Genomic DNA, 23,650 nt, shown 5'->3' with positions numbered 1-23,650 from the left:
ACTGTATGTCTTCTTCGTAAAACCTACCCTTCTCGGGGGCTATTCATCGAGCCAATATAGGCTGCATCCACCGTCGATTCACGACACACTTTTCTCAAGAAAAGCGTGTATACTGCCCTTTAGGCGACTTGTCAAGCTTTTGAGTAGGTATCAATTCGCATAAATTTGGCTTATAATCGCTTCCTGAGTGATTAACCCGCTGTCCTACTTCGTAAACCATGTGGAACGTAAAGTCGGTATTTTTACCTAGCACAGAGCTGACTAATTTGACCATCGGTGGATGAATGGAACCTTTTTGATTCATCCGGTAGGGATTGATCCCGGTGGCACCACACAAAAGCCCACCAAATTTCTCAGGCTACAGGTCGTAGCCTGAGCGTTAACCGACACCATCATGAGAAAAGGGGGCAGATGAACTCTCACTAGGGCTTTGTCTGAAAGCCTACAATTAAATCGACTTGGCATAGGTGGGCAATTTTAGCGAGTGTGTGCAGGGGTATTTTCTGACCGTTTGTTTCGTATTTATGCACGGTAGAAACGCCCACGCCTAGCTTTTGAGCCAGCTCCTGCTGGGTCAAATCAGCCTGTAACCGGATGTCCCCAATCAGATTACCGATTTGTTCCAGGCTAGTCTCTTCATCTACTTCGTTTAAAATCACATAGCTTGCTTGAACCATACCGGGCTGTTTTCCAAAAATCGGGCGTACTAAAACGAATGAATGGCTACCTTAATCGGGCTGATGATTAGCGTGAGAAGTCACCAGCGGCTTCGGGCTGATAGAGAATCTGGTTGATTCGAATGTTTATGGAACCAAATGGGGTAGTCAGATTGGCCACCGTTCCCCGCTGACAGCCCAGCAGGGCCGTGGCCAAGGGGGCAAAAATGGAAATTCGGTTGTGTGCGCCATCCGCCTCTTCGGGGTACACTAAGCAAATATCCAGATGCTTATCCATATCTATATATTCCAGACTTACTACCGAATTCATGGTGACCACATCCGAGGGTATCTTCACCGGGTCCAATAGGGTTGCGCCGTCCACACCCCGCACCAGTTTCATGAGCTGCGTAGGGGATACCCGGGCATTGATTTTAGCTTGCTCGATCCGTTTTTTCAGGCGCTGATAGTCCAGCTTACTAATGATTCTATTTGTCATCATTCGTTGGTTTTTGATGGTAAATACGGTTAATATGCTCCTCTAGAGATGCTTTGCTCAGCCCCAAAGCCACTAAAAAGCAATTCCTTAGTTGAGATGAAACGGCGGGGCGGACTGGCCTACTAACCGCGCGTTGTGAATTAGGCCCAGAATCACCAGACCCACCAGGAGTGAAAGGGCTGTTAACAGGGTCACGTTCAGCGATCCGCCTGCGGCCATCCGATGTGCGTCCTTCACCGATTGTTGGCCTGTCTCGGCTTGGATCTGAGCCAGTTCATGGAGTGCCTGAACACTGTGTTTGAAGACCAGTGCCCCTGGGCCATAAAAAACCTGACGGGCTTGGGACGGCTGTTCGACAATTAGCAAGGCCTGTATAGACTTCTCCAGGTCTTGCCCCTGCTTGAATTTCTTGTGGAATGCATTCAGCCAGCGTGTCTCGCTGGCCGTCAGTTTTGTTTTTTTGTATTGCCTGATCCGCTCGTTTATTCGCTGGTTATAGTGCCCCAGTTGCCCAGCTAGTGCCGCGGGTGAAACAGGCACTCCATTGACGAACTGATGTTCGATCAGCAGTCGTTTGGCGTGGATACTTTCGTTGATATGAACCAATTCGATGGCCGGCTGCAACCGGTCGGCGTAGAGGGCGACCACCGTTTGTTCCATGTCCTGCACGTCATTTTTCAGGCTGGTTGCCGTATATAAAATGACCAGCATCAGGCTCAGCAACAGCCCGGCCACTTTGAGTTTTTGTTGGAGGGCGAACGACCATTTCATGGGATTCAGGGAGAAAAATTACACTACAGTTTATTCACGGCCAGCGATGGGTCGACTGGGTACTGGTATGGCCCGCGTTTTTACCCCGACACAAGCGCGGCTTCAGGTTGATGCCAGGGCTTTTGCCGCCGACACCATTGCAGCAGTTGAATGCGTTCCCCAACCGACAGATAGTGGAGTAACTTGCGGAGTTCCTTGCGGAAGAGTGCTTTATCAAAGCTTACTTTTTTTAGCACCAGTTGACTATACTCAAACCAGGACATAGTGTTAACGAGTTAAGGGGTTATAGATAGCTGGCCGGAACAGCGGCTTATCCATACAAGGTTAGTTTTTCTGCCGGGATGTGATCACGGAGCCTAAACACAGGCTTTTTAATAGCCCCGAACCAAGTTCGTTTAGGGGCGGACTGGATGGGCAGGTTGTGCCCAACGCCAAAGCAGGTAGGCTGCACGGTAGGTAGCTGTTGCCGCCGGTTCACCTCCGCCCACAGACAGATCAGCAACACCCCGCCAAAGAAGAGCAGATAAATTACCGGCAGCCAGCGATAAGTGGGCATCTGCCCCTTCAACGGTTCAATTGGATGGGTTTGCATAGTTTTTCTTGATTAGTCGTACTTACTGAACATAGTGTTGTCGGGCGCAAAAAAGGGCTTAGTCCCCTTACCGACAGTTGTCCGTTGGCCAATGCCAGACTGGGTTCGTCTAATTTGATTAGATGCCCAGCCACTCGGTCAGGTAATCGCTACGCTGCCTAAGCGGTATTGATGCCTTCTGACCTGGCTTAAATAACCCGTACGTATAACGTATGGCGACCCCAAGGCCGGCCAGTAAACTGACGACCAGCAGTTTGTTGACGTGGGGAACTCGTCGTATGAGCCTTTCCATGACATTCGTATTTTGATTTCTTGTTTTCTTGCTGTAAATTTACAACTGTAAAAATACAAATGCAAATATATGACCTATATTAGTGCACAACCGGAACTATCGACTAGCTGGGAGGATATTTGTTTTCCCGTAGAGCCGCTGCTGCTCAGCGATCTGTTGCCTGACTATGACATTATAGCCACCGACCGTCAGAAACTGATTGTGGGCCAACTGGCGGGGGGGCGAAAAACCTTATTTGGCATTCAGAGTGCCGACTACACCATTATTCCTAACCGGGCCATTCAGGAAGTCGTCGACGAGCTGATCCCGGATTACCAGCTCCTGATTAAACATACCAACACGGGTGAGTTCAGCATCAGCATTATTCTGCCCGCATCGCTGTCGGTCGGAACCGAGCAACTGCAGCGGAGTCTGACCATTACCAACAGCTATAATGGCAAGACGCCATTCAGCATTCAGGGTCAGTCGCTGACGGCCCTGCTGGACCCGTCGACCCACCTGGGCAGCAGTGTGTACCGGAACGTTTGCCAGAATGGCCTGCTGGGCTGGGCGGACTCCTTTGCCGATCTGGCTGCCTATCAGACCTGGCTGGGCCACTGGGCAAAGGGTCCCCAAAAAACACCGTCCGCCAAAACGCCGTCAGCTCCCGCCCGCCCGCAACGGTCTACGCCGGATATTCGTAAACTCCATCAAAGTGCGCTGACCATTCCCCTGTTTCAGCAGCAATTGCATGAGTTGCTTCTCGATCACCTGACGACCGGCGTTACGCTGACGGCGACCGTATATGACCAGTTTCAGCAGACGGATATGGCCGGTATTCACGAGCATGTTCTTCGTGAACTGCCTGTGCCGGTTCAATTGATTAAGCAGGCCCGTGAGCGCCTGCGGCTGGAGGAGCGCCTGTTGAACTCCCCTCCCTCCTGCTGGCTGCTCTACAACGCCGTTAATTATGCCTTATTTACGGCCCGCAGCAGCCTGACGCTCAACGACCGGTACCGCCTGGACGAGCGCGTGTTTCATCACCTGGCCGCTCAGGCGTTCGCCTGAAGAAGCATCCTCATCAGCCATAAACCCGTTCTGACAACAACCTATAAACTTAACTGATATGTATTCACCGGATGTAGCCATGGGATTAGGCAGTATCGTTTATGCGCTGTGTAAACTGGACGGTCAGCTTCACCAGGATGAGACGAAGCTAGCCTGTGACCTGTTAGCTGAGGGTCCCTACAGTGATCTGGCCATCTGCGCGATGTTCCTGCGGGATAATGTGGGTGAACCCGCCGAGGAAGCCAGCGCCTTTGGCCTGCGCCGACTGGCCGACAAGCGGGTTGAAATTAGCCAGGAAACCAAGAAACGGTTTGTCCGTATTCTGCTGCGGGTGGCGCGGGCCCATGAGGGAATCTCGCGGGAAGAACGGGCCTTTATTCGGCAGTTCTGGCGGGAATTGCAACGAATATGAGCAGAAACGTACCTTCGTCCTGGTTCGGTATAGACGTCCGGACTAGGGTCAATGCTACCACTCATCTAATTCTGTTTCCATTCGCCTTATGGACGGTATCAACCATTTGATTCCCCTATTGACCCTGATAGCGCTGGAGACCATTCTGGGCATCGACAACGTTATATTCATTTCGATTCTGGCCGGTAAACTGCCCCTCGCCCAGCGGAATCGGTTCCGGTACTGGGGCCTGGGCCTGGCGATGTTTTTGCGACTGGGACTGCTGACCCTGCTGGCCTGGATCATGCAGCTTAACACGACGCTGTTTACCGTAGCCAGCATCGACATGAGCGGGAAAGGTCTGATTCTGCTGGGCGGGGGCCTGTTTCTGATCTACAAGAGCACGGCTGAAATTTACCACTACGCTGAACTCGGCGACGATGCCCATGCCCCTGATACAACCAAAAACTCGTTCCGCGACCTGTTGATTCAGGTCCTGGTTCTGGATCTGGTTTTTTCATTGGATTCAATCATCACGGCCGTGGGCATGGTCAACCAGCTATGGGTGATGTACACGGCCATCGTGGTGTCGGTGGGGATCATGCTGGTGGCGGCTAAACCCATCAGTGAATTCATAACCCGGCACCCGTCGTTCAAGATTCTGGCCCTGTGTTTTCTGCTCATTATCGGCATGTCGTTAGTGGCCGAAGGGCTGCACGTCGAAATCCCCAAAGGGTATATCTATTTTGCCATGGCGTTCGCTTTTGGGGTTGACCTAATCCAGATGAAGACGGTATCGAAAGCAGGGAGCAAGTGAGTTAGCTCTACAAATTAACTTGGTAGGGGAACAAGTAAAAGCATGCTGCTACATTCATAAAAAACGCAGTGTCCCTGGCGGGCCGGTGCATAGTATTGGACAGGAATCATTCATTGTCACATGATCTTCGGTCTGTAACCAGTCTAACACCCGAAGGACTCAGTGTAACCAACGGGTAGTGCATTGATTAAACCACTTACAGTATGACACATTTACCCCATACTCGTTCATCGGTACGCTCCATCCTGCTGGTGATTGCTTTGCTGGGACTGATTTTGACCAGTGTTTTCCTAAGTCGTCGCCGTATCCAGGATATACAGGAGGCATCCTCATCGATCTACAAAGATCGACTGCTGCCCACGGGCATGCTGGTCAATCTGACCGCAACAGTCTACCGAAAACGGCTGTTGCTGGAAACACACGTGTTGGCTACTCAAAAACCAAACCCGGAATTGATAGCCTCAACGCTCGACCGGTTCAACCGGCGGACGGACTCCTTACTGACCGAGTTTGAACGAACCAAATTAACGAGAAAAGAAGCCGACCGGCTCAGGCAGCTCCGGCAACAGCTTACCGTTTATAATCAGCTGGAAGGCGAGCTAACAACCAATTTAGTTGATTTACCAGCATCCCGGAAGGCGCTCTTTGCCGGTAGTGGTAGCACGGCTTTTGGCCAGGTGGCCCAAACGCTTGATGAACTGGCGAGTCTACAGCTGAGCGTCGGTGAAGAACTGCTGGGCGAATCGAGAGCCCAAACCAATTATATTTACGTCTTGACGGCCTTACAAATAGGTTTGGTACTGATGATTGGATTGAGCCTGGTCTGGCACCGTTTCCAATAGGGATGAATGCGCGCTATGGAGCAACGGGTAATTAACCCAACAACCAGTGCTTTAGGAACTTAGCCAGGTAGCTGACTGTGGTCCAGGACTGTCCTGCCGGAGATACCGACAGATCCGGCCATGCAGTCGGGCACACTAAAATCATGATGAGTCGAAGCCGCCTATTGAAAAACCTGTCCAGGCCCCTAATCCAACCCTTCGCCGAGTTTTTCAGACTCGAAGCCGCCAGTGGTATTTTGCTGCTGATTAGCCGTGTATCAGCGTTGGCCCTGGCCAATGGCAACGTTGGCATAGCGCGTTATTTCCCCAAGGTATGGGACTGCGTATTAGCTGTTTCAGGAGGTACTGGTAGGCGAGCTGGCATCAGGCAGGCCATGTTGTTCTTGGTGGCTGCGCTGGGAGGCATGCTGCTACCGGCGAGGCTATTCTGGCTAGTCAACCGGCATTTGCTTACCGCTGGCGGCTGGTGTATTCCCATGGCGACCGACATGGCCTTGGCCCTGACCATTGTTTTATGCTTCTGAGTGAGCGGATACCACTTAATGTCAGCCCTTGGCCACCCGCGCTAAGCAGGTAATGGCTATCGATAGCTGGGATGTAAAAGAAGCCAATGACCAGAACCGCACCGAGGTCATCCACAATGGCAAGGGCCGTCAGGAAAACCTTCATTACCAGTGTGTTCAATTGGCTGGGCGTACGGATACAGGGGCTTTATCTACTACTGGGGTTGGTTCTGTGGTACCTGACCTTAAAGTTGGGGATACATGCCCCGCTGGCCGGTATCCGGTAATCGATTTGGTCAGCGACATCATGGCTTGCTGGTTGGTGGGGATCAGAGTGGCAAAGTACCGTCCGTACAACACCCGGCCCCGGTGCAGAATCAGGATGCCGTCGGAATAGTTTTTTTTCAGCGAAGCGGCCCAGCTCATAGGCTGGTCGGCGTTCCGGGGCCGAAACGTTACCGCGTCAATGGCCGGGTCGAGCGCAACCGGCAGGGCGAACGGCGCGCCCAGACTTGCCGATACGTTAACGGTGGGTAGAAACTTGCACATATAAACCACGCCGTAACGAAGTGCCGGAAACGTGAAAAAGACCCGTCAGCTGCGTTGAGCCCTTGTCTTTGGGGGCGGAAATCCCTGCATCCAGCCCATCTTTACCGGGTCGCTCGCCTGAGCACTCAGGTATGTGTCAGTTGTCTGCGCCAGCGTGTCTGTGTTGAACCAGGCTATTCCAGGAAAGGAATAGCTTATGACGCTTATCGTCAGCATCCTGATTGTTTTTATAATGTGACAACCAAAGGCCGCTTGAGAAGGTGTTTGAATCGCCCAATGCCTTTTATGCTGTTTAGTAAAAAAGTCAATTGCCCCGATACGTCGAGTAGCCGTAGGCCGACAGGGTAATGGGTACGTGGTAATGACTGGTACCTGTCAACTGAAACACCACCTCGATGAACGGATAAAAGCTCTCCTCTTTATTTTTAAAGTAAGGTTCCACCCGGTAGGGTAGCTGGTAGGTACCGGGATTCGAGGTATGGACCAGCAAGGAATCGGCGATGCGCCCGTTGGTATTGATTTCTTTTTCGTCGACCAGCAACCAGGCGTTCGTTTGGCCATTGCGTTTTTCCAGCTTGATCGAAACCCCACTGGCGGGCATTCCTTTGGAGACATCCAGGATATGGCTCGATAATTAATAGGTTACCTTTTGGCCCAACAAAGAACTAGTGGCTACTGTGCTGATCGACACGGTAATAAGCAGGGTTTTCAAGCATTTTAGGTTAGTTGTTTGTTAGACCAATAGGAAGCCGGTTCACCAGCAACACGAATGCCCGTCTATACATTGATGAATCAGGGAAAAAACACGATCATATTTACACTGGTCTACCGGGGCGAAGAATGGCCGGTACAGACACATAGAAATAAATACCACTCACTGATGAGCCTTATTTCAGCTTATCTCCCAGTGGTCGGGTTTGGCTTGTGCAGTGGCATGGGTAGTTGCGGCACCTGCGTCGTCGAAATCGACGGTATACGAAGCCTGTCCTGTGGAGTAGCCGTTAGTGATGAACTGGCCAACACGCGCATTGTGGTCCGGCAGTTGGGCATCTAAATGTTCAGCTATATAAATGGGTACGGAACCAGTTAATCATCAGCCTGGCCTGTTCAGGAATACTAGCTCGCTCTGCTATATCAGGTGAATCCAATCGAACAATGGTTACGTTTCGGTTAAGGTACTTTTCATCGTAAGCGTTTTGATTTTTACGAATAAATGACCCTTCCAAACGGCTTACCACCAGTAAAACAGGGACCGGTACATTAGCTAGATGGCTTAGAATCCGGTCAGGTCTACTCCCGCGTGAGACAACCGTTCGTACTGAATTGGAGTGTTGAGTAGCTGCTTTCAACGCACTACTGGCTGCCGTGTTATTTCCTAAATAGCCAATTGGTAATTCCTGCAAATCCAGGTGACGTCGACACCAGTCGGTTACCTGCACCAGGCGGGTGGCTAGTAAGTCAACATTCGACCGATTACTGTAGTCCTCATCTTCTTCAATAGTCAATAAATCCACTAGCAGCGTACCTAGTCCCTGCTCATGAAATTGCTGCATCAGCAACCGGTTGCACAAATTAAACCGGCTACAACTACTCCCATTTGAAAAAATAATAAGTCCATCGGCCTGCTGAGGGATCCACCAGTCGGCATAGAGCTTAACGTTCTCAAGAGGGATCGTCACCAACGTGGGGCCTGAAATGAGTTTCATCACCGAAACAAGTTTACGAATGACAAGATTAGGTCGGTTGCTTAAACGGGTCGTTCAGGTTTTGGGCATTGATTTCTTTTTCAAAAGCAATCTGCTCGTTTTCGTGGGGCAGGTTGGATTCAGGCGTTTGCGAATAGGGCACGTTCTGGGGAATAAAATCTTCTCTGGCTCCCGGCTTGCTGTAATCGTACGACCAGCGATAGACCGCCGGAATCTCGCCCGGCCAGTTGCCATGACCCGGATGGATAGGTGCGGTCCACTCCAGGGTAGTTGACCGCCAAGGATTCTGCGTGGCTTTGCGGCCTTTGACCATACTGTAGAAGAAATTCCAGACAAAAATCCACTGAGCCGTAAACGTCACAACAGCCGCTATGGTAATGAAACTATTCATGTCAACGAAGGTAGACTTCATGAAATCGTAACTGGTAAAGGAATAATATCGACGGGGGAAACCGGCAATGCCCAGGTAGTGCATCGGGAAAAAGATTAGGTAAACCCCAATGAAGGTCAGCCAGAAGTGGATATACCCCAGCCGTTCGTTCATCATACGCCCGAACATCTTCGGAAACCAGTGATAAATACCAGCCAGTAAGCCAAACGCCGACGCGGCTCCCATCACCAAGTGAAAGTGTGCCACGATAAAGTAGGTGTCGTGCAACTGGATGTCCAGAGCCGAACTCCCCATGATAATACCCGTTAGCCCGCCCGAAATAAATACGGAAACGAACCCAATGGCAAACAGCATAGCCGGGGTAAAATGGAGATTGCCACGCCATAAAGTAGTGATATAATTAAAGGACTTAACGGCCGAAGGAACCGCAATAATCAGCGTTAAAAACATGAAAACTGATCCCAGAAAGGGGTTCATCCCCGATACAAACATGTGGTGCGCCCAAACCACAAACGACAGGAAAGCGATGCCCATCAGGGAGGCAATCATGGCCCGGTAACCAAAAATAGGTTTACGGGCGTTCGTGGCCATGACTTCCGAAATAATACCAAAGGCGGGCAGGATAACGATGTACACTTCCGGGTGCCCCAGGAACCAGAACAAATGCTGAAATAAAATGGGGCTCCCCCCTACGTTGGGCAGCGCTTCTCCCTTGATATAAATTTCGGACAGGTAAAAACTAGTGCCAAAACTCCGGTCGAAAATCAGCAGCAGTACCGCCGCAAACAGTACGGGGAATGAAATCAGGCCCAATACCGCCGTTAATAAAAAGCCCCAGATGGTGAGTGGCAGCTTACTGAACGACATGCCACGGGTTCGTAGATTGATAACCGTTGTGATGTAGTTGATGCCACCCAGTAGCTGAGAAACAATGAACAGGGCCATGCTGATGAGCCAAAGTGTCATGCCCAGTTCGGAGCCTTTGTGTGCCTGCGGCAGGGCACTCAGGGGCGGATAAACGACCCAGCCCCCAGCAGCAGGGCCCGTCTGGATAAACAGCGAGGAAAACATGATCACGCTGGAAACGAAAAAGAACCAGTACGAAAGCATATTCAGAAAACCCGATGCCATATCGCGGGCGCCAATCTGGAGGGGAATCAGGAAGTTGGAAAACGTGCCACTTAGTCCTGCTGTCAGCACAAAAAAGACCATGATCGTGCCGTGCATCGTGACTAAGGCCAGGTAAAAATCAGGATCAATTTTACCCGATTCAGTAATCCAGGTGCCTAGTACGGGGCGCAGAAAATTCAGTTTCATGCCCGGAAAACCCAGCTGAAGCCGGAACATGACCGACAGGGCTACCCCGATGATTGACCAGACAATCCCTGTAATTAGATACTGTTTGGCAATCACTTTGTGGTCGGTACTGAACACATAACGGAACCAGACTGATTGCGGCTCGTTGGGATGCGTACTGGGAAATGGAATCACGGTTTCATGCATGACAATTGGGAAAATTGGCGGGCAGCGACACTGGCAACCAGTACCTGTCGGTGCGTTTACCTGTCGGCGCGTTATTATGCGTTGGATAGGAACAAAATTACCAGTATCCCCCTGGGCCATCAATAGACAAAGCCAGCCCCAATCAGGACAAATCAACGATTATTGGCTTGCTGCCTGATTTGTTGCGGGGTTTGCCCCGTATGCTTGTGAACGAACCGGGAGAAATAAGCCGAATCCGAAAAACCAACGGCGTAACTAACTGCTTTAATGGGCAGATCGGTATTGAGCAGCAGCCGGCCGATTTCTGCCAGTAGGCGGTCGTAGATGAGTTGACTGGCGGTTTTGCCCATCTGTTGGCGGCAGCAGTGGTTGAGATAATTGGGGCTAATGCCTAACTGCCCGGCGTAGCTGGCGCAGGTTTTCTGGTGAATAAACTGCGTGTCGAGCAATTCGACAAACCGATTCACCAGGCTGCTCCTGTTTAGTTGACAGGCGGGATTTGCCTGATCGTAGAGATCGCTGACCTGTTCGAGCAGCAAATGAAGCAGCGAAGCAAATACCTCCGTGTGCTGGGTATGGGGAAGGATAAATGCCTGATAGGCCCAGTCGAAAAGGGTGGGTACCCTACGGGCATCAGCCGAAAGTGTTAGTAGGGAGGTGGTTCGGTCGGCCCGAAAAAAGGTATAATCAAACAGCCGTTTCGGGTAGCGAGCCTGGAAAAAAGCTGCCTCGAAGAAAAGTAGATACCCTTCCGTATCATCGGTTAGTGACCAGCCGTGAACCTGACCCGGCGTCAGGAAGTATAGTTGTGGGGGTGTAACGCAGTACGTCTGACCATCAATTGTGTGCGTACCTGACCCTTTCCATAGGTACAGCAGCAGGTGAAACGAATGCGCATGGGGCTGGTCAATCGTTTTGATTTGCCGGATGAGGTCCCGGAGCCGGATCATGTAAAACCCACCCTTCGCCGTCGAATTATCGGGATACTCCTGAAGCTGGTAGGTATGAAATGCCTGTTTTTTCATCATAACGTATTGTGGCCCGACGGGCATCGTCCGGGATTAGGGATCGGTATGGGTCAGGGTCGCCAGTTTCTCGGCATCCAGCAGAATCAGGCTCTCGTCGGTCTGCTGAATCAACCCTTCGGCTTTTAGCTCGTTGAGCATACGAAAAAATGTTTCGTAGGTCGTGCCCGCGTAGGCCGCCATCACCTGACGGGTTAGGTTCATCGCGATCTGCCCCATTTCGTCCGCTCCAAATTTATGGTGCAGCATTAGCAGCGTTTCGGCCACCCGGCCTTTTACGTCCATCAGGGCCAGATTACGCATCCGTTTTTCGGCTTCCTGCAAGGCATTGGCGTAAAACCTCATCAGCGCGTAGGTAAGTGGATGACTGGACTGGAGGGAAAGTTCAAAAAAAGGTAACGCGACAAAGCATAGGGTAACGTCGTCTAACGCGGTGGCGGTGATAGGCAGAATCTGGTCGTTGCCCAGTGCCCGATAGCCAATCATGTCACCTTTCCGGGCGAAGCTCAGGATCAGTTCTTTTTGGGGGCTCCATGCCTTGTGGATTTTGACGGTGCCCTTATAGACGAAATAGACCCCTGCTACCAGGCTCCCCTCCGAAAAAATCACCTCTTTTTTTTTGAAGGACAGCATCTGTCGATTCGCATCGATCAGGGGAAGCCAGCCCGCCACACTGTTTTTGCAGAGTAGGCAACTGCTTAAATCACAGGAGGTTTTAGTAATTTTCATGGAATGACTTGGGCGCGTGCCCGTTTTCGGGAAGCTGCCCGGTGGCGCAAGTATTTTAGGGGCTTATGCCACCTGCCCAGGCGTCTTGTCAGTCGGATCGGCTGGCTAGGGTAAGACCGGTTCGAAGGGATATTATTAACGATCAGTGCCATAACGAGTAAAATCGATACCCCCGTCAACACGGGGGTCAGTACGTAGTAAAAGCCCAGCGCTTTTATTTTATCGGAGCCAATGTTGGCAATCAGAGCCGTCGCACCCGCCGGTGGATGCATGGTTCTGGTGATTTGCATACCCACAATGGACAGCGAAACGGCCAGTGCTGCTGCCAGCCATAGCTGGTCGGGCAGCAGCTTGTAGATACTCACCCCAATAACCGAAGCCAGCAAATGCCCCCCAACTAGGTTTCTGGGCTGAGCCAAGGGACTTTGAGTGGCCCCAAAGATCAACACGCAGGAGGCTCCGAATGATCCAATCAGAAACACACTGTCCTGCTGAATTAGATGCGACTGGTTAAGTAACCCCAACGAAGCAATGGCCGTAAAGGTCCCGACGAATGTCCAGAAGTGATCGGCGGGTTCGATCAGCGTCTGACGATACACCACATACCGAACGATCCGGTATTGCCTCCGTGCTATCAGCTTCAGCATAGGTTTACTTATAGTATTATTCAAATCACAAATATCGGCAAACCATTTTATACAATAATGAATTAACTATGATATAAATCATATTATTCGTTTCCCCATATGCATCACCACCCTATCAGGCTGGAACCCATCCCCATTTCTACATCATTGAGACAGTTTCTTAATGAGGAACCGCTAAAACCGAAGCGAACCAGCTCAAAAAAGCGCATTCTATATATAGCCATGCTGGCCGTAGGGCTGGCGGCTGGTGTAGCGCTGATTGCCCGCCTACTGGTTGGCCTTATCAATTTAGTGACCAACCTTTCTTTCTTTGGGCGGTGGTCATTGGCCGAGAGCAGTCCGGTCAATGCGACACTAGGCCTGTGGGTCATTGCCTTACCAGCGGTGGGCGGAATACTAGTGGGCCTGATGGCTTTTTATGGCTCCAAAGCCATCAGGGGTCACGGCATTCCGGAAGCCATGGAGCAGATTCTGGTCAATAAAAGCCGGATTAAACCCATTATCGCCTTTTTGAAACCCATCTCAGCGGCCATCTCAATTGGAACAGGGGGACCTTTTGGTGCTGAAGGTCCCATCATTGCGACGGGTGGAGCCCTTGGCTCCACCATCGGCCAGATTCTTACCATCAGCGATAGCGAGCGAAAAACGTTGCTGGCTGCTGGGGCTACGGCCGGGATGGCCACTATTTTTGGTACACCCTTAGCCGCTATTTTCCTGGCTATCGAGCTGCTATTGTTCGAGTTCTCGGCCCGCTCGATCATTCCCGTTGCGCTGGCCTGTATTACGGGGGCCGCCGGTCACCATCTGCTTTTTGGCACCGATCCGGTTTTTGCCCTATCCGAAACCATTCCCGAAGCCAGCAATGCCGCTTTGCTGGCCTACAGTGCAATTGGCCTGCTGATTGGCGTACTATCGGTCGTTATAACCAGGCTGGTGTATTTTATTGAAGATGGTTTTGAAAAACTACCCCTTCACTGGATGTGGTGGCCCGCGCTGGGGGGACTGGCAGTGGGCCTTATTGGTTACGTTGCTCCTAAAACCCTGGGGGTAGGCTACCGGAACATCACCGATATTCTGTCGGGGACAATGCCCCTGTCGCTTATTCTGTCGTTGTGTCTGTTTAAACTCCTCTCGTGGTCCATCTCCCTGGGTAGCGGCACATCCGGCGGTACCTTGGCTCCGCTATTGACCATTGGTGGAGCCATCGGAGCACTGGCTGGTCATGCCATTGAAGGAGTGTTTCCTGGCCTTGCGATCAACCTGCCCCTGGCCGCTCTGGTCGGTATGTCGGCCCTGTTTGCCGGGGCCAGCCGGGCGGTGTTGACCTCCATTGTTTTTGCCTTAGAAACAACCCATCAGACCAACAGCCTGCTGCCCCTGCTGGCCGCTTGCGCCGGTTCATACAGTATCTCATTTTTATTGATGGAAAATACCATCATGACCGAGAAGATTGCCCGCCGGGGTACTAAAACCCCAGAATCGTACGAGTCGGATTGGTTGGAGCAATGGACCGTCGGGGAAGTGGCTACCCGGAGTGAGGTTTTCTTAGCCGATACAAGTACCGTGCCTGAGGTCTATCAATACCTTCGGCAAGCCGCCACCAAAAGCCAGCGGTTTGTCGTACTGGATACCGATCACCACTTCCGTGGCATCGTGAGTTTGTCAGCCCTCATCACTTACCCCGATCAAACCGCTCCACTGCATGTCGTGATGGCCGCTAAGCAGTATCCGTCTATTTCGCCTACCAGTTCGTTGAAGGACGCCATTGATCTAATGACGCGTAAACAGGTCGATATGCTGATGGTTGTGTCGGCCGACGAGTCGACTATTCGTATTCTCGATTACACCAATTTGTTTTCAGCCTATCAGACGGGTTTGCGTGAATATACGCACCGAGAAAAACATATTTCGGTCAGAAAGTCCCTAAGCAAACGATTTGCCTATTCTAAGAAAGGGAAGCCGACATCTTGAAAATCAGGTCCGTTGAGCGGAACCGAATGATCAAACTGGTTTCCTGGTATTAATACGTATCGATACGCTCCTCTAAACGTAACTAGAAGCGGTGAAAACGCCCGTTTAATGTTCACTGATCGTCAACAAAAAATAATGCCCAAGCAAGCGCGTAAACTTTCTATTGCCTTTCTTCAGTTTTTTCTGTTCAGTAATACTTGTATAGCCCTAGGTGCGGTGGTGATGTGTTGGATGACGGCCCGTTTGTTTCACCTCAAACTTCCTGCTCGTTTCCTGCTCTTTATTTTCCTAGGGACCTTAAGCAGCTATGCCCTGCACTGGTATCTGACGCCCACAGCGGTAAATCAGCGTGAGCGCAACCAATGGAATAGGCGTCATAAGCCTACCCTACTAGGGATATTTATTGGTTCCTCCGTGCTCTTGCTGGCTTTGTTGAGTCAATTGATACCCTATCTATGCTATTTAATGCCTCTTATCGTAGCTACCTTTCTCTATACGGCACCTAAAATTGACCAGCGCCCGTTTCGATATCTGCGCCAGATTGCTATTCTCAAAACAGCCTACCTGGCTTTTGTCTGGACCTACGTGACGGCGGTGTTACCACTTTTTGTGGCTACTGCTGCCTGGACAGCTACGATGAGCCTGTGGGCGCTAAACAGATTTATATTCATTTATTGTCTATGCTTTTGGTTCGATTACCGGGATCGAGATGACGATAGGCATTCGAGATGGCTGACTCTCGTGTCGATGATGACCCACCAGCGGGCACTTTATATGTTTTATGGTCTGGCGGGCTGCTTCACGGTGTCACTGGTGATGCTGTATCTACTTGGAATGACATTTCGATCTATAATGGGTATAGGTACGCCCATGTTGCTATTAGCTGGAAGCGTTCAGTCTATTCCGAATTGGATATCTGATTATTGGTATTATGCCTATCTGGACGGACTCTTGATACTATCAGGCCTATTCGTGTATCTAGTGTAGGCTACCCTATTCTACCTGCTCCCTTTAACTGGATACTAGACTAGATCATGCGTAACTTAGTAGCCGAGTAAAGGCCGGTCAGGTTCAGGTGAGGGCATAACTACTAGCGAAAAATCAAATTAACTGACTAGGTCGGCAAGTCTGAATCTGGCTCCATTAGATCCGTACGCTTAACAACGATACAGACTAGCTTAATAATGTTTACTAAACGGGTATAGGCAACGTAGGGCTTAACCTCTTTTAGATTGTTCTTCTTGTTTTGTACCAATGGGGAACCGATAGGTTTGAAAAGATCGAAAATAGAACAACGTAGGCCTTGTAGCGGGGGGTATCCTAAAAATCGTTCCGATCGTAACCAGCTATCGCTGCCGCCTTCGACACCACGCTACGTAATCTTATTATCCGAGGGTTGTCGATGAGGTAAAGACACCGTACAAGCCGTTCCTCGCCCCAGTTGCGAGTTGACCGTCAGAGAGCCACCGTGGAGTTGGATGATCCGACGGGTCATCGAAAGGCCGATACCGCTGCCTTTGATGGCGCGGGCGTTCGTGGCCCGATAAAAGGGCTGAAAGATATAATCCAGTTCGTCTGCGGCAATCCCCATGCCCTGATCCGAAACGACTACCTCAACTGATGTATCACAGACGACGACCGTGAGCTGGACATGATGACTGGCCGAGAATTTACACCCATTATCGATCAAGTTGATAAAGGCCGATTTCAACAACGACGGGTCCCCATTCAACGTCACGTCGGGTAAGGCCTCATCCGATGTGACACCCGGCGTGGATTCGCCCAGCGTGGATTCGCCCGGCCGGTCCGCTGGTGCGGTGGATGCGCCCAGCGTGATGCGGTAAGTGGGCTGCTTCCGGATCATCAGCCCTACGGCTTCGTATAATACGTCATCAAGGGCCACGACTGCTCCACCTTCGTTCACTTGCCGATTTTCTAATTGCGCCAGCTCAAGTAACCCATTCGAAAGGGTATTGAGCTGGCTGATATCCTCCCGCAGCGAGGTCAATAGCTGTTCGTATTCGGCGGCTGGGCGGGGCTTCATTAGCGCCACCTCGATTTGGTTGGTCAGTACCGACAAGGGAGTCCGTAATTCATGTGACGCATTAGCAATAAAGCTACGCTGTAATTCAAAGGCGGATAACCGGTCGAGCATCTGATTGAAGGTTCGCGCCAGTTGCGCCAGTTCATCGGTATGACTCGACGTGGTCAAGCGGGTGTCTACGTTCGAAGGTGTGATCTGATTGATCTGCTGAATCATGTCGACAATGGGGCTGACCGCTCGGCTGGCAAATAAGCGGCTTAGTCCGACCATTAGCAACACCGTTACGCCGAAGGTAAACCCCATAACAGCCAAGGCCTCATTCATCGTACGCACGCCATAATCATCAATGGCGTAGCTAATTACCTTGAGCCGCTGCCCTGGTTGCTCTACCAGCAGACCCAGGCCACTTCGTCGGCCATTGGCCAGGCGTACTTCCCGTCCTGGACCAATCTGGCTCAGCAAATGGGCGTTAATGGAGATGGGTGAGTGGGTTTCGGTCCGGTTGTCTATTTCGCCACTATCGTACATTAGTCGGTTTTTATTGTCAAATATGACAACCCGCCGATCCGAATAAGCGGTGTGTGTGTTTTCATCGATCTGACGAAGCAGCGGCTCCTGAATGACGCGTTTCTTCATCAGGAGCTGCGCCATCGTGATACCCCGGTTGCGGAGTTTGATCAGAAAATCGTCGTGTTTAGACTGGTCGAAATAAACATAAAAGGTACCGAGTAGCAGGAGAAACACCGGCAGCACAAAGGCGATAAACGTGAGCGCAAGGCGAGTTCGAATTTCCATTGACGCATCAAGCCTCCTGGCTTACGTTGAGCATATACCCGATGCCTTTCCGCGTATGGATCAACTTAGTGGGGAAATCGCGGTCGATTTTTTTACGCAGCGAATTGATATACACATCAATGAGGTTGGTGCCGGAGTCAACGGGGATGTCCCAGACGTGCTCGGCGATTTGTTGCCGACTGATGATCACACCCGGATGACGTAAAAAATAGGCTAGCAATGCCAGTTCCCGAGGGGCTAGGTTAATCAGTTGGCCTGCCCGGCTTACCCGCCTTTCGGCGACATTCAATACCAGATCGGCGATGGTTAGCAGGTTGGGGGTCTCGTCTCCTCCCGATAATGCAGCACGCTTTTGCCACACCCGAATTCGGGCCAGCAACTCCCCGAACTCAAACGGTTTAACGATATAGTCAGAGGCTCCCACGTCGAAGCCGGCCAGCTTATCGTCTAACGACCCCAGGGCCGTCAGTATAATAACGGGAACCTGGGGGTAGTGGCTCCGCATCTGTCGGCACAGGGTGAGCCCATCCACATCCGGCAGGCCAATGTCGAGCAGCATCAGCGTCACGTCGCCCAACGCCAGCACCCGTTGGGCAGCGGTTCCATCTAGCGCCACCGAAGCCGTAAAGCCACATTCTTCCAGACCACGCCTGAGCGAAAGTGCCAGTTTAATCTCATCCTCAACAATTAGAATACGCATATCGATCTACAACCTGTCTGGCAACAAATCCTACATAGCCAAATACACGGCTTTAGAATTATTTAATGCATCCTATTAGATGCCTTCATCTGTAAAACAAGCTAGCTACGTATCATTGCGGTGCCCCTAATAAAGGGGGACTATACCAAATTTTACCCTCTACTCAACCACCATTATGGAAACGCAATCTCCTACCCGGCATGGTTCTGTTACCGCATCAGTCAGAGCGCCCTTGGTGACGGGAGGCAAAACGTATGCCGATGTTACTGAAGACATTTGCCGTCAGGTCGAAGCCTGGCCCACCCGGGAATGGAAAATCGGGTTTGGTCTAGCGCTCACGGTTTTAGTATATGGTACGGCCTGTGTATTTTGGACCTGGTGGCAGGGCCTGGGCGTATGGGGGCTCAATAAAACTATTGGCTGGGCCTGGGACATCACCAATTTTGTCTGGTGGGTGGGCATCGGACACGCCGGTACCTTAATTTCGGCTGTGCTGCTGCTGTTTCGCCAAAAATGGCGTACATCCGTAAACAGGTCCGCTGAAGCGATGACCATCTTTGCTGTCATCTGTGCCGCCATGTTCATTATGCTGCATATGGGGCGGCCCTGGCTGGCTTATTGGGCCTTACCGCTTCCTAACACGTTGGGGTCGCTCTGGGTCAATTTTAAATCGCCCTTAGTCTGGGACGTATTTGCCATCAGTACCTATTTCACGGTCTCCCTGGTATTCTGGTACATGGGGCTGGTACCAGACCTGGCGACCATCCGTGACCGGGCACGTAATCGCATCTCGCGCTACATCTATGGTGCGCTGGCGCTGGGCTGGAACGGCTCGGCTAAAACGTGGGCTCGTTACGAATATATGAGCCTGATTTTAGCCGGGGTTGCTACCCCCCTGGTGCTGTCTGTGCATTCAATTGTCAGTATGGACTTTGCTACCTCACTCATTCCCGGCTGGCATACCACCATCTTTCCGCCTTACTTCGTGGCCGGGGCCATTTTTTCGGGCTTCGCGATGGTACAAAACCTGATGCTGGTCACGCGGGTGGTCTTTCGACTGGAAGATTACATCACCGTAGAGCACATCGATTCGATGAACCAAATCATTGTGCTTACCGGCTCCATCGTAGGGGTAGCTTATTTAACTGAATTGTTCATTGCCTGGTATTCGGTCAATGAGTTTGAACGGTTCGCGTTCCTTAACCGGGCCACTGGCCCCTACTGGTGGGCCTACGCCACGATGATGACCTGCAATGTCATTACGCCCCAGTTGTTTTGGTCCCGTACAATTCGGCGGAGTGTCATCTGGTCGTTTGTGCTGGCGGTGGTGGTTAACATCGGTATGTGGTTCGAGCGATTCGTAATTATTGTTACCTCGCTCCACCGCGACTACCTGCCTTCCAGCTGGGCCATGTTTCACCCTACCCTGTTCGACATCAGCGACTTTCTGTTCACGATGGGGCTATTTTTTACCCTGTTTTTACTGTTTGCTAAGTTTCTGCCGGTTGTCAATATGGCCGAAGTGAAAGCTGTTCTGAAATCGTCCTCGGAGAAAGTGCCCCGCCCCGTTTCCGGACGTTCGCAACAGGAACAGGCCCTTGACTCGCCAACCACGGCTGCGTCCTCTTCACCGAAGTAACTACACAAAGGAACGGCGTTAGACCATACCACATACCAGTTTAGTTATTCCAGGAAATACACATTTTTTTCATAGCTAATATCACCAACCGCGCCGATCTTGACCGGCTGATCGATGCCTTTTACGATCAGGTCTTCTTCGATGAAGATACAGGGACGATCGGTATGCTGGTAGCGCGGGTGAGGGTGGCCACCCACTTTCTGCAAATTGTGGACCTGGGGGCGCAGCTGCTATTCAACCTTGCTTGGCCCGCTTTGAATATAATTTAATAGCACGTCGAGAAAAACCTGACGCCCTTCTTGGAGTCAGCGTACTTCAAAGTACTTCAAACGGTGGCAAACCTTATTTTGTTCGACAGTCGATGAGTTGTTTACAGTACCCGTTGCTGAGCAGGCTAAGTACTGACCCCGCGAATTGAGTTACGGCCGCGAACACAAGGTTCACGTACCCACACAATGGCGATGAGTCTAAAATTTCCTATTCTGTAAATTTCATTCGTCTGACCACATTAAATGACTGAAGTTATTTAATGTCATAAGGAGCGGATTAAATTTGACAATTAGTAAGCCAGCACAATAGTAACGATACCTGCCATTTATTGATTCGTCCTTGATATTCAATGGTGCTTGCACAATCGGATGATTTCAGGACGGGTCACGCTGGAAATCGTTCAGGAAAACCTCCAATTGATTTTAAGGATAGGTATTAGAGTTGTAAGCGCCGTAGTACCTCCATAATCTGTACGTCGTCAGCCAAAAGTGGACAGATGCGGGTGAAAAGAGAAGAGACGGTTTTAACTGCTTTGTACACGCTGAAAAATATGACTTTTCCGCCTTTGGGACAAAGTTAGTTGCTTAGTTTTTTTCCGCTCGGCCAATATCTGCTCTTGGTGGCCCCAATAAGCATCCACTGGCCGTACATTGTCTAGTGATTCATGGTAGCGCTGATGATTATAATACTCCACCCACTCGGTTAAGCGCTGACTCAGTTGATCAGGACTGTAATAGTGCTCCAAGAGCAGCACGTTTTTCATCGACCGGTGATAGCGTTCGATTTTACCCTGGGTCATGGGATGAAACGGGGCGCTGCGAACATGATCAATGCCTTCCCCTTTTAAATACTCCTTCAGATACCGAGACACGTACGCTGAACCATTGTCCGACAGAATACGAGGCCGCTGGCCAGTAGTTAGGCTGCTGGCTCGCAGAGCGGCTTGCACCGTTCGCTCCACATCGACCGCTTGCATACCCGGACACAACTCCCAAGCCAGTATATAGCGAGAGTAATCATCGAGTACGGTCGAGAGATAATACCAGCCCCAGTGCTTGATCTTGAAATACGTAAAGTCAGTCTGCCAGAGTTGATTGGGAGCCGTAGTTGGATTGTAAAAGTGGTCAGCAGCTTCCATCAACCGATAAGCGGGTGTCGTGATCAAGCCCTGACTTTTCAGGATACGGTAGACTGTAGACTCCGAGACAAACCAGCCCTCATTATCAACGATATGACAGGCTAATTCCCGGCACGAGAGGTCAGGGCGCTCGAACGCTAGTTCAACAATCCGGCTTTTCTCAACGGAAGGAAGTTGATTCCAAGCACTGGTACGTCGATAAGGCTGATCAGCCAACCCATCAAAGCCATTGCTTAAATAGCGTTTATACCATTCGTAGAAGGTTGACCGATGGATGCCCAATTCGCGCAAAGTAGCTTTCACGCTAAGCGGGGACTGTTCAACTAGAGTTATAATCTCCATCTTTTCGGACTGAGTCATATGGTGATAGGGATTAATCGTCTGCTTTGAGGCTTTTTTTTAACAGCCGATTCTCCAAGCTCAGTTCGGCTACCAACTGTTTGAGAGCACCATTCTCGGACTTGATGGATTGCACTTCGGGGGCGGTGGCTTCCCGAGTGGTATCACCGGCAAGGCGTTTTTTGCCTGCTTCCAAAAACTCTTTGCTCCACCGATAATAGATATTGGTGTTGAGGCCTTCTCGTCGGCAGATTTCGGCTACCGACTGCTCACCCTGTAGGCCTTCCAAGACAATGCGGATTTTTTCTTCCGCGGTGTATTGTCGTCGAGTTTGACGCTGAATGTCTTTAATAATGGATAGGGCTGGTTTGCGCTCAGAGGATGCTGAAGTTGATGGAGCCGTTTTAGAGCGGCTAGGGGGAGATTTTTTGGCTGAATTGGACATAACTAAGGTGATTTAGGTGAAACAATTTACTGAATTGTCTCTGCCCCTTTTCACCCTATTTGTCCACTTTTACTTGACGACGTACACTGGGTTTTGGTCAGAAACCCACCCGGCCCGACATTCGCTTACTGCTGGCGGCCATTATTGGCTATGGGGAAAACATCGGCATCCGTAAAATGGCCCTAATCTCCAAAGACATCTCGGTTCATACGCTGGAAACAGTAGCCACTCAGTACTTTTCGCCCCAGATGGTGCTGGAAGCAAACGATTGTATTGTTAGTCACAGCAATGCCCTGCCCTTAACGGATTTATTCCGCCGAAAAGAAGGCTTCATTTTGACGGGTAGCGACGGCCAGAAGTATGATGTATCCGTACCTTCTTTGCGCGCTTCGGCCTCCTACAAATATTTCGGCAATGGCGAAGGGGTTTGCGTATACTCAGGCTTGGACGAAGCTGGCCAGCTTATCTATACGGTTGTTATCAACGCGGCCGAGCGTGAGTCGGGCTACGTACTGGATGTAGTGTTACATAATCAAGTGATTCAAACCGATGCGCATGCGACGGATATGCACGGCTTTTCGGAAATCAACTTTGCTGTGATGGGCCTGCTGGGCATTGACTTCCGACCGCGTTTTGTGCAGCCGCATCGGCAACAACTCTACAGTCTGGATGCGGTGAGTCTCTACAAGGCCAAGGGGTATAAAATCATTCCTTCCTGGCGCATTGATTACGAGCATCTGGTGGCCTACTGGGACGATGTACTCCGCTTCATTTGTTCGCAAAAACTGGGGTATGTGCGGCCTTCCACCTTACTAAAACGGCTCAACTCATACGCCCGGCAACATCCGCTCCACAAAGCCTTACGTGACTTGGGACGGCTTTACAAAACAGATCTGATTCTGCGCGTAGTGGATGATGTTCAGCTACGAGCCAGTATTGAAGGCATGTTAAGCAAGGTCGAACACAGTAACAAGTTCAGCCTCGCCGTCACGCTGGGCAACAATGGTTCGTTTGACTGGCCAACCCAGCAAGAGCGGGATATTGCCAGCGGTTGCCGCATGCTGATTATGAACGCAATCAATTTCTACAATCTGTTGTACCTGTCGGAGAAGCTTCGTCAGTGCAAACCGATCGAGCGAGACGAACTCTTAAAAACGATCCTGAAGTCGTCCACCCATACCTGGCATCACATCAATTTGGCTGGCGAGTATGATTTTTCTGATGGAACGATGCCGCCGGTAGTTTTTGACTGGAAAGCGTTGATCGATTTTCCGCTCACACGCCCTGGCTCTAGCGAACGAACGCCCAAGTGACGGTTTTTGTACGAAACGGCAAAACTACCCTTTATA

General features: G+C 50.8%; 30 protein-coding genes. 12 read left to right on the top strand and 18 right to left on the bottom strand.

The window, feature by feature from the left end; all coding sequences use genetic code 11:
- Positions 1-422 precede the first annotated feature (422 nt).
- The 6 genes from WBJ53_RS33190 to WBJ53_RS33165 form a co-directional block, all read right to left on the bottom strand.
- A complete protein-coding gene (locus tag WBJ53_RS33190; RefSeq protein WP_293683652.1) occupies positions 423-677 on the bottom strand; it encodes a helix-turn-helix transcriptional regulator in 255 nt (84 codons plus the stop codon).
- 67 nt (positions 678-744) lie between these two features.
- A complete protein-coding gene (locus tag WBJ53_RS33185) occupies positions 745-1,158 on the bottom strand; it encodes a GreA/GreB family elongation factor (RefSeq protein ID WP_338877331.1) in 414 nt (137 codons plus the stop codon).
- An 84-nt stretch (positions 1,159-1,242) separates the two neighbouring features.
- The gene (locus tag WBJ53_RS33180; RefSeq protein WP_338877330.1) at positions 1,243-1,926 is read right to left on the bottom strand and encodes an MCP four helix bundle domain-containing protein; all 684 of its coding nucleotides are present in this window, start codon (positions 1,924-1,926) and stop codon (positions 1,243-1,245) included.
- 80 nt (positions 1,927-2,006) lie between these two features.
- Entirely contained in the window at positions 2,007-2,189 is a 183-nt protein-coding gene (locus WBJ53_RS33175) for a hypothetical protein (protein ID WP_338877329.1), read from the bottom strand.
- A 47-nt stretch (positions 2,190-2,236) separates the two neighbouring features.
- Complete coding sequence (locus WBJ53_RS33170; RefSeq protein ID WP_293683655.1) at positions 2,237-2,518, bottom strand: hypothetical protein; 282 nt, start codon at positions 2,516-2,518, stop codon at positions 2,237-2,239.
- A 118-nt stretch (positions 2,519-2,636) separates the two neighbouring features.
- The gene (locus WBJ53_RS33165; protein ID WP_338877328.1) at positions 2,637-2,810 is read right to left on the bottom strand and encodes a hypothetical protein; all 174 of its coding nucleotides are present in this window, start codon (positions 2,808-2,810) and stop codon (positions 2,637-2,639) included.
- 69 nt (positions 2,811-2,879) lie between these two features.
- On the opposite strand from WBJ53_RS33165, the gene WBJ53_RS33160 reads away from it, so the two are divergent.
- From WBJ53_RS33160 to WBJ53_RS33140, 5 genes are all read left to right on the top strand, one after another.
- The gene (locus WBJ53_RS33160) at positions 2,880-3,857 is read left to right on the top strand and encodes a hypothetical protein (RefSeq protein ID WP_293683657.1); all 978 of its coding nucleotides are present in this window, start codon (positions 2,880-2,882) and stop codon (positions 3,855-3,857) included.
- A gap of 58 nt (positions 3,858-3,915) precedes the next feature.
- Positions 3,916-4,269: a TerB family tellurite resistance protein gene (locus tag WBJ53_RS33155; protein WP_293683658.1), complete on the top strand. Its 354-nt coding sequence runs from the start codon at positions 3,916-3,918 to the stop codon at positions 4,267-4,269.
- Between the two features lie 88 nt (positions 4,270-4,357).
- Positions 4,358-5,065 carry a TerC family protein gene (locus tag WBJ53_RS33150; protein WP_293683659.1) on the top strand — a complete coding sequence of 236 codons (708 nt, stop codon included), beginning with the start codon at positions 4,358-4,360 and terminating at the stop codon, positions 5,063-5,065.
- A 203-nt stretch (positions 5,066-5,268) separates the two neighbouring features.
- The gene (locus tag WBJ53_RS33145) at positions 5,269-5,907 is read left to right on the top strand and encodes an MCP four helix bundle domain-containing protein (protein WP_293683660.1); all 639 of its coding nucleotides are present in this window, start codon (positions 5,269-5,271) and stop codon (positions 5,905-5,907) included.
- A 143-nt stretch (positions 5,908-6,050) separates the two neighbouring features.
- A complete protein-coding gene (locus WBJ53_RS33140; RefSeq protein ID WP_338877327.1) occupies positions 6,051-6,431 on the top strand; it encodes a Na+/H+ antiporter NhaA in 381 nt (126 codons plus the stop codon).
- On the opposite strand, the gene WBJ53_RS33135 is transcribed toward WBJ53_RS33140, so the two are convergent.
- A complete protein-coding gene (locus WBJ53_RS33135) occupies positions 6,358-6,576 on the bottom strand; it encodes a Na+/H+ antiporter NhaA (RefSeq protein ID WP_338877326.1) in 219 nt (72 codons plus the stop codon). The two genes, WBJ53_RS33140 and WBJ53_RS33135, sit on opposite strands and share 74 nt — an antisense overlap.
- On the opposite strand from WBJ53_RS33135, the gene WBJ53_RS33130 reads away from it, so the two are divergent.
- Positions 6,518-6,697 carry a Na+/H+ antiporter NhaA gene (locus tag WBJ53_RS33130; RefSeq protein WP_338877324.1) on the top strand — a complete coding sequence of 60 codons (180 nt, stop codon included), beginning with the start codon at positions 6,518-6,520 and terminating at the stop codon, positions 6,695-6,697. The genes WBJ53_RS33135 and WBJ53_RS33130 overlap by 59 nt on opposite strands.
- Positions 6,672-6,947: a hypothetical protein gene (locus WBJ53_RS33125; protein WP_338877323.1), complete on the top strand. Its 276-nt coding sequence runs from the start codon at positions 6,672-6,674 to the stop codon at positions 6,945-6,947. The genes WBJ53_RS33130 and WBJ53_RS33125 overlap by 26 nt, the downstream gene beginning before the upstream one ends.
- A 57-nt stretch (positions 6,948-7,004) precedes the next feature.
- On the opposite strand, the gene WBJ53_RS33120 is transcribed toward WBJ53_RS33125, so the two are convergent.
- Both WBJ53_RS33120 and uraH read right to left on the bottom strand, forming a co-directional pair.
- Positions 7,005-7,175, bottom strand: coding sequence for a hypothetical protein (locus WBJ53_RS33120; protein ID WP_338877322.1), 171 nt, complete (start codon positions 7,173-7,175; stop codon positions 7,005-7,007).
- A gap of 88 nt (positions 7,176-7,263) precedes the next feature.
- The gene (gene uraH, locus WBJ53_RS33115) at positions 7,264-7,581 is read right to left on the bottom strand and encodes a hydroxyisourate hydrolase (protein WP_338877533.1); all 318 of its coding nucleotides are present in this window, start codon (positions 7,579-7,581) and stop codon (positions 7,264-7,266) included.
- 147 nt (positions 7,582-7,728) lie between these two features.
- Between uraH and WBJ53_RS33110 the strand changes: the two genes are divergently transcribed.
- Positions 7,729-8,013 (top strand): hypothetical protein, encoded by a 285-nt coding sequence (locus tag WBJ53_RS33110; RefSeq protein WP_338877321.1) that lies wholly within the window; start codon positions 7,729-7,731, stop codon positions 8,011-8,013.
- 4 nt (positions 8,014-8,017) lie between these two features.
- Here the strand turns inward: WBJ53_RS33110 and WBJ53_RS33105 are convergent, their stop codons facing one another.
- The 5 genes from WBJ53_RS33105 to WBJ53_RS33085 form a co-directional block, all read right to left on the bottom strand.
- Positions 8,018-8,665 (bottom strand): hypothetical protein, encoded by a 648-nt coding sequence (locus WBJ53_RS33105; RefSeq protein ID WP_293870443.1) that lies wholly within the window; start codon positions 8,663-8,665, stop codon positions 8,018-8,020.
- A gap of 28 nt (positions 8,666-8,693) precedes the next feature.
- A complete protein-coding gene (locus tag WBJ53_RS33100; RefSeq protein ID WP_338877320.1) occupies positions 8,694-10,559 on the bottom strand; it encodes a cbb3-type cytochrome c oxidase subunit I in 1,866 nt (621 codons plus the stop codon).
- Positions 10,560-10,711: 152 nt separating this feature from the next.
- On the bottom strand, positions 10,712-11,587 hold the full coding sequence (locus tag WBJ53_RS33095) for an AraC family transcriptional regulator (protein ID WP_293683667.1): 876 nt from the start codon (positions 11,585-11,587) through the stop codon (positions 10,712-10,714).
- Positions 11,588-11,620: 33 nt separating this feature from the next.
- Positions 11,621-12,313, bottom strand: coding sequence for a Crp/Fnr family transcriptional regulator (locus WBJ53_RS33090; RefSeq protein WP_293683668.1), 693 nt, complete (start codon positions 12,311-12,313; stop codon positions 11,621-11,623).
- Positions 12,310-12,960, bottom strand: a complete 651-nt coding sequence (locus WBJ53_RS33085) for an HPP family protein (protein WP_293683669.1) — start codon at positions 12,958-12,960, stop codon at positions 12,310-12,312. The genes WBJ53_RS33090 and WBJ53_RS33085 overlap by 4 nt, the downstream gene beginning before the upstream one ends.
- 147 nt (positions 12,961-13,107) lie before the next feature.
- On the opposite strand from WBJ53_RS33085, the gene WBJ53_RS33080 reads away from it, so the two are divergent.
- Positions 13,108-14,931 carry a chloride channel protein gene (locus WBJ53_RS33080; protein ID WP_338877319.1) on the top strand — a complete coding sequence of 608 codons (1,824 nt, stop codon included), beginning with the start codon at positions 13,108-13,110 and terminating at the stop codon, positions 14,929-14,931.
- Positions 14,932-15,066: 135 nt separating this feature from the next.
- On the top strand, positions 15,067-15,918 hold the full coding sequence (locus WBJ53_RS33075) for a hypothetical protein (RefSeq protein WP_338877318.1): 852 nt from the start codon (positions 15,067-15,069) through the stop codon (positions 15,916-15,918).
- Between the two features lie 385 nt (positions 15,919-16,303).
- On the opposite strand, the gene WBJ53_RS33070 is transcribed toward WBJ53_RS33075, so the two are convergent.
- Together WBJ53_RS33070 and WBJ53_RS33065 are read right to left on the bottom strand one after the other, a co-directional pair.
- Positions 16,304-17,770, bottom strand: coding sequence for a HAMP domain-containing sensor histidine kinase (locus WBJ53_RS33070; RefSeq protein WP_338877317.1), 1,467 nt, complete (start codon positions 17,768-17,770; stop codon positions 16,304-16,306).
- Between the two features lie 7 nt (positions 17,771-17,777).
- Entirely contained in the window at positions 17,778-18,470 is a 693-nt protein-coding gene (locus WBJ53_RS33065) for a response regulator transcription factor (protein WP_338877316.1), read from the bottom strand.
- Between the two features lie 175 nt (positions 18,471-18,645).
- Between WBJ53_RS33065 and nrfD the strand changes: the two genes are divergently transcribed.
- Positions 18,646-20,109 carry an NrfD/PsrC family molybdoenzyme membrane anchor subunit gene (nrfD, locus tag WBJ53_RS33060; protein WP_338877315.1) on the top strand — a complete coding sequence of 488 codons (1,464 nt, stop codon included), beginning with the start codon at positions 18,646-18,648 and terminating at the stop codon, positions 20,107-20,109.
- Between the two features lie 44 nt (positions 20,110-20,153).
- Here the strand turns inward: nrfD and WBJ53_RS33055 are convergent, their stop codons facing one another.
- Both WBJ53_RS33055 and WBJ53_RS33050 read right to left on the bottom strand, forming a co-directional pair.
- The gene (locus WBJ53_RS33055) at positions 20,154-20,315 is read right to left on the bottom strand and encodes a hypothetical protein (protein ID WP_338877314.1); all 162 of its coding nucleotides are present in this window, start codon (positions 20,313-20,315) and stop codon (positions 20,154-20,156) included.
- Between the two features lie 587 nt (positions 20,316-20,902).
- Positions 20,903-22,211, bottom strand: a protein-coding gene (locus tag WBJ53_RS33050) for an IS3 family transposase (protein WP_338877532.1) whose coding sequence is annotated in 2 segments (ribosomal slippage) — positions 20,903-21,908 and positions 21,907-22,211 — 1,311 coding nt in all. Because the reading frame shifts where the segments join, the coding sequence is not laid out codon by codon here.
- 176 nt (positions 22,212-22,387) lie between these two features.
- Here WBJ53_RS33050 and WBJ53_RS33045 point away from each other — a divergent pair.
- Positions 22,388-23,614 carry a Tn3 family transposase gene (locus WBJ53_RS33045; protein WP_338877531.1) on the top strand — a complete coding sequence of 409 codons (1,227 nt, stop codon included), beginning with the start codon at positions 22,388-22,390 and terminating at the stop codon, positions 23,612-23,614.
- Positions 23,615-23,650: the final 36 nt, after the last annotated feature.

It is taken from the genome of Spirosoma sp. SC4-14, assembly GCF_037201965.1.
Classification (GTDB): domain Bacteria; phylum Bacteroidota; class Bacteroidia; order Cytophagales; family Spirosomataceae; genus Spirosoma.
Note: the sequence above shows the minus strand (reverse complement) of the source record. Positions and strands in the feature narration are given on the sequence as shown.

Excerpts from the sequence above, each read along its gene's own strand:
- WBJ53_RS33190 (WP_293683652.1), bottom strand. The coding sequence starts at position 677 with ATGGTTCAAGCAAGCTATGTGATTTTAAACGAAGTAGATGAAGAGACT.
- WBJ53_RS33185 (WP_338877331.1), bottom strand. The coding sequence starts at position 1,158 with ATGATGACAAATAGAATCATTAGTAAGCTGGACTATCAGCGCCTGAAA.
- WBJ53_RS33180 (WP_338877330.1), bottom strand. The coding sequence starts at position 1,926 with ATGAAATGGTCGTTCGCCCTCCAACAAAAACTCAAAGTGGCCGGGCTG.
- WBJ53_RS33175 (WP_338877329.1), bottom strand. The coding sequence starts at position 2,189 with ATGTCCTGGTTTGAGTATAGTCAACTGGTGCTAAAAAAAGTAAGCTTT.
- WBJ53_RS33170 (WP_293683655.1), bottom strand. The coding sequence starts at position 2,518 with ATGCAAACCCATCCAATTGAACCGTTGAAGGGGCAGATGCCCACTTAT.
- WBJ53_RS33165 (WP_338877328.1), bottom strand. The coding sequence starts at position 2,810 with ATGGAAAGGCTCATACGACGAGTTCCCCACGTCAACAAACTGCTGGTC.
- WBJ53_RS33160 (WP_293683657.1), top strand. The coding sequence starts at position 2,880 with ATGACCTATATTAGTGCACAACCGGAACTATCGACTAGCTGGGAGGAT.
- WBJ53_RS33155 (WP_293683658.1), top strand. The coding sequence starts at position 3,916 with ATGTATTCACCGGATGTAGCCATGGGATTAGGCAGTATCGTTTATGCG.
- WBJ53_RS33150 (WP_293683659.1), top strand. The coding sequence starts at position 4,358 with ATGGACGGTATCAACCATTTGATTCCCCTATTGACCCTGATAGCGCTG.
- WBJ53_RS33145 (WP_293683660.1), top strand. The coding sequence starts at position 5,269 with ATGACACATTTACCCCATACTCGTTCATCGGTACGCTCCATCCTGCTG.
- WBJ53_RS33140 (WP_338877327.1), top strand. The coding sequence starts at position 6,051 with ATGATGAGTCGAAGCCGCCTATTGAAAAACCTGTCCAGGCCCCTAATC.
- WBJ53_RS33130 (WP_338877324.1), top strand. The coding sequence starts at position 6,518 with ATGACCAGAACCGCACCGAGGTCATCCACAATGGCAAGGGCCGTCAGG.
- WBJ53_RS33135 (WP_338877326.1), bottom strand. The coding sequence starts at position 6,576 with ATGAAGGTTTTCCTGACGGCCCTTGCCATTGTGGATGACCTCGGTGCG.
- WBJ53_RS33125 (WP_338877323.1), top strand. The coding sequence starts at position 6,672 with ATGCCCCGCTGGCCGGTATCCGGTAATCGATTTGGTCAGCGACATCAT.
- WBJ53_RS33120 (WP_338877322.1), bottom strand. The coding sequence starts at position 7,175 with ATGCTGACGATAAGCGTCATAAGCTATTCCTTTCCTGGAATAGCCTGG.
- WBJ53_RS33110 (WP_338877321.1), top strand. The coding sequence starts at position 7,729 with ATGCCCGTCTATACATTGATGAATCAGGGAAAAAACACGATCATATTT.
- WBJ53_RS33105 (WP_293870443.1), bottom strand. The coding sequence starts at position 8,665 with ATGAAACTCATTTCAGGCCCCACGTTGGTGACGATCCCTCTTGAGAAC.
- WBJ53_RS33100 (WP_338877320.1), bottom strand. The coding sequence starts at position 10,559 with ATGCATGAAACCGTGATTCCATTTCCCAGTACGCATCCCAACGAGCCG.
- WBJ53_RS33095 (WP_293683667.1), bottom strand. The coding sequence starts at position 11,587 with ATGATGAAAAAACAGGCATTTCATACCTACCAGCTTCAGGAGTATCCC.
- WBJ53_RS33090 (WP_293683668.1), bottom strand. The coding sequence starts at position 12,313 with ATGAAAATTACTAAAACCTCCTGTGATTTAAGCAGTTGCCTACTCTGC.
- WBJ53_RS33085 (WP_293683669.1), bottom strand. The coding sequence starts at position 12,960 with ATGCTGAAGCTGATAGCACGGAGGCAATACCGGATCGTTCGGTATGTG.
- WBJ53_RS33075 (WP_338877318.1), top strand. The coding sequence starts at position 15,067 with ATGCCCAAGCAAGCGCGTAAACTTTCTATTGCCTTTCTTCAGTTTTTT.
- WBJ53_RS33070 (WP_338877317.1), bottom strand. The coding sequence starts at position 17,770 with ATGGAAATTCGAACTCGCCTTGCGCTCACGTTTATCGCCTTTGTGCTG.
- WBJ53_RS33065 (WP_338877316.1), bottom strand. The coding sequence starts at position 18,470 with ATGCGTATTCTAATTGTTGAGGATGAGATTAAACTGGCACTTTCGCTC.
- nrfD (WP_338877315.1), top strand. The coding sequence starts at position 18,646 with ATGGAAACGCAATCTCCTACCCGGCATGGTTCTGTTACCGCATCAGTC.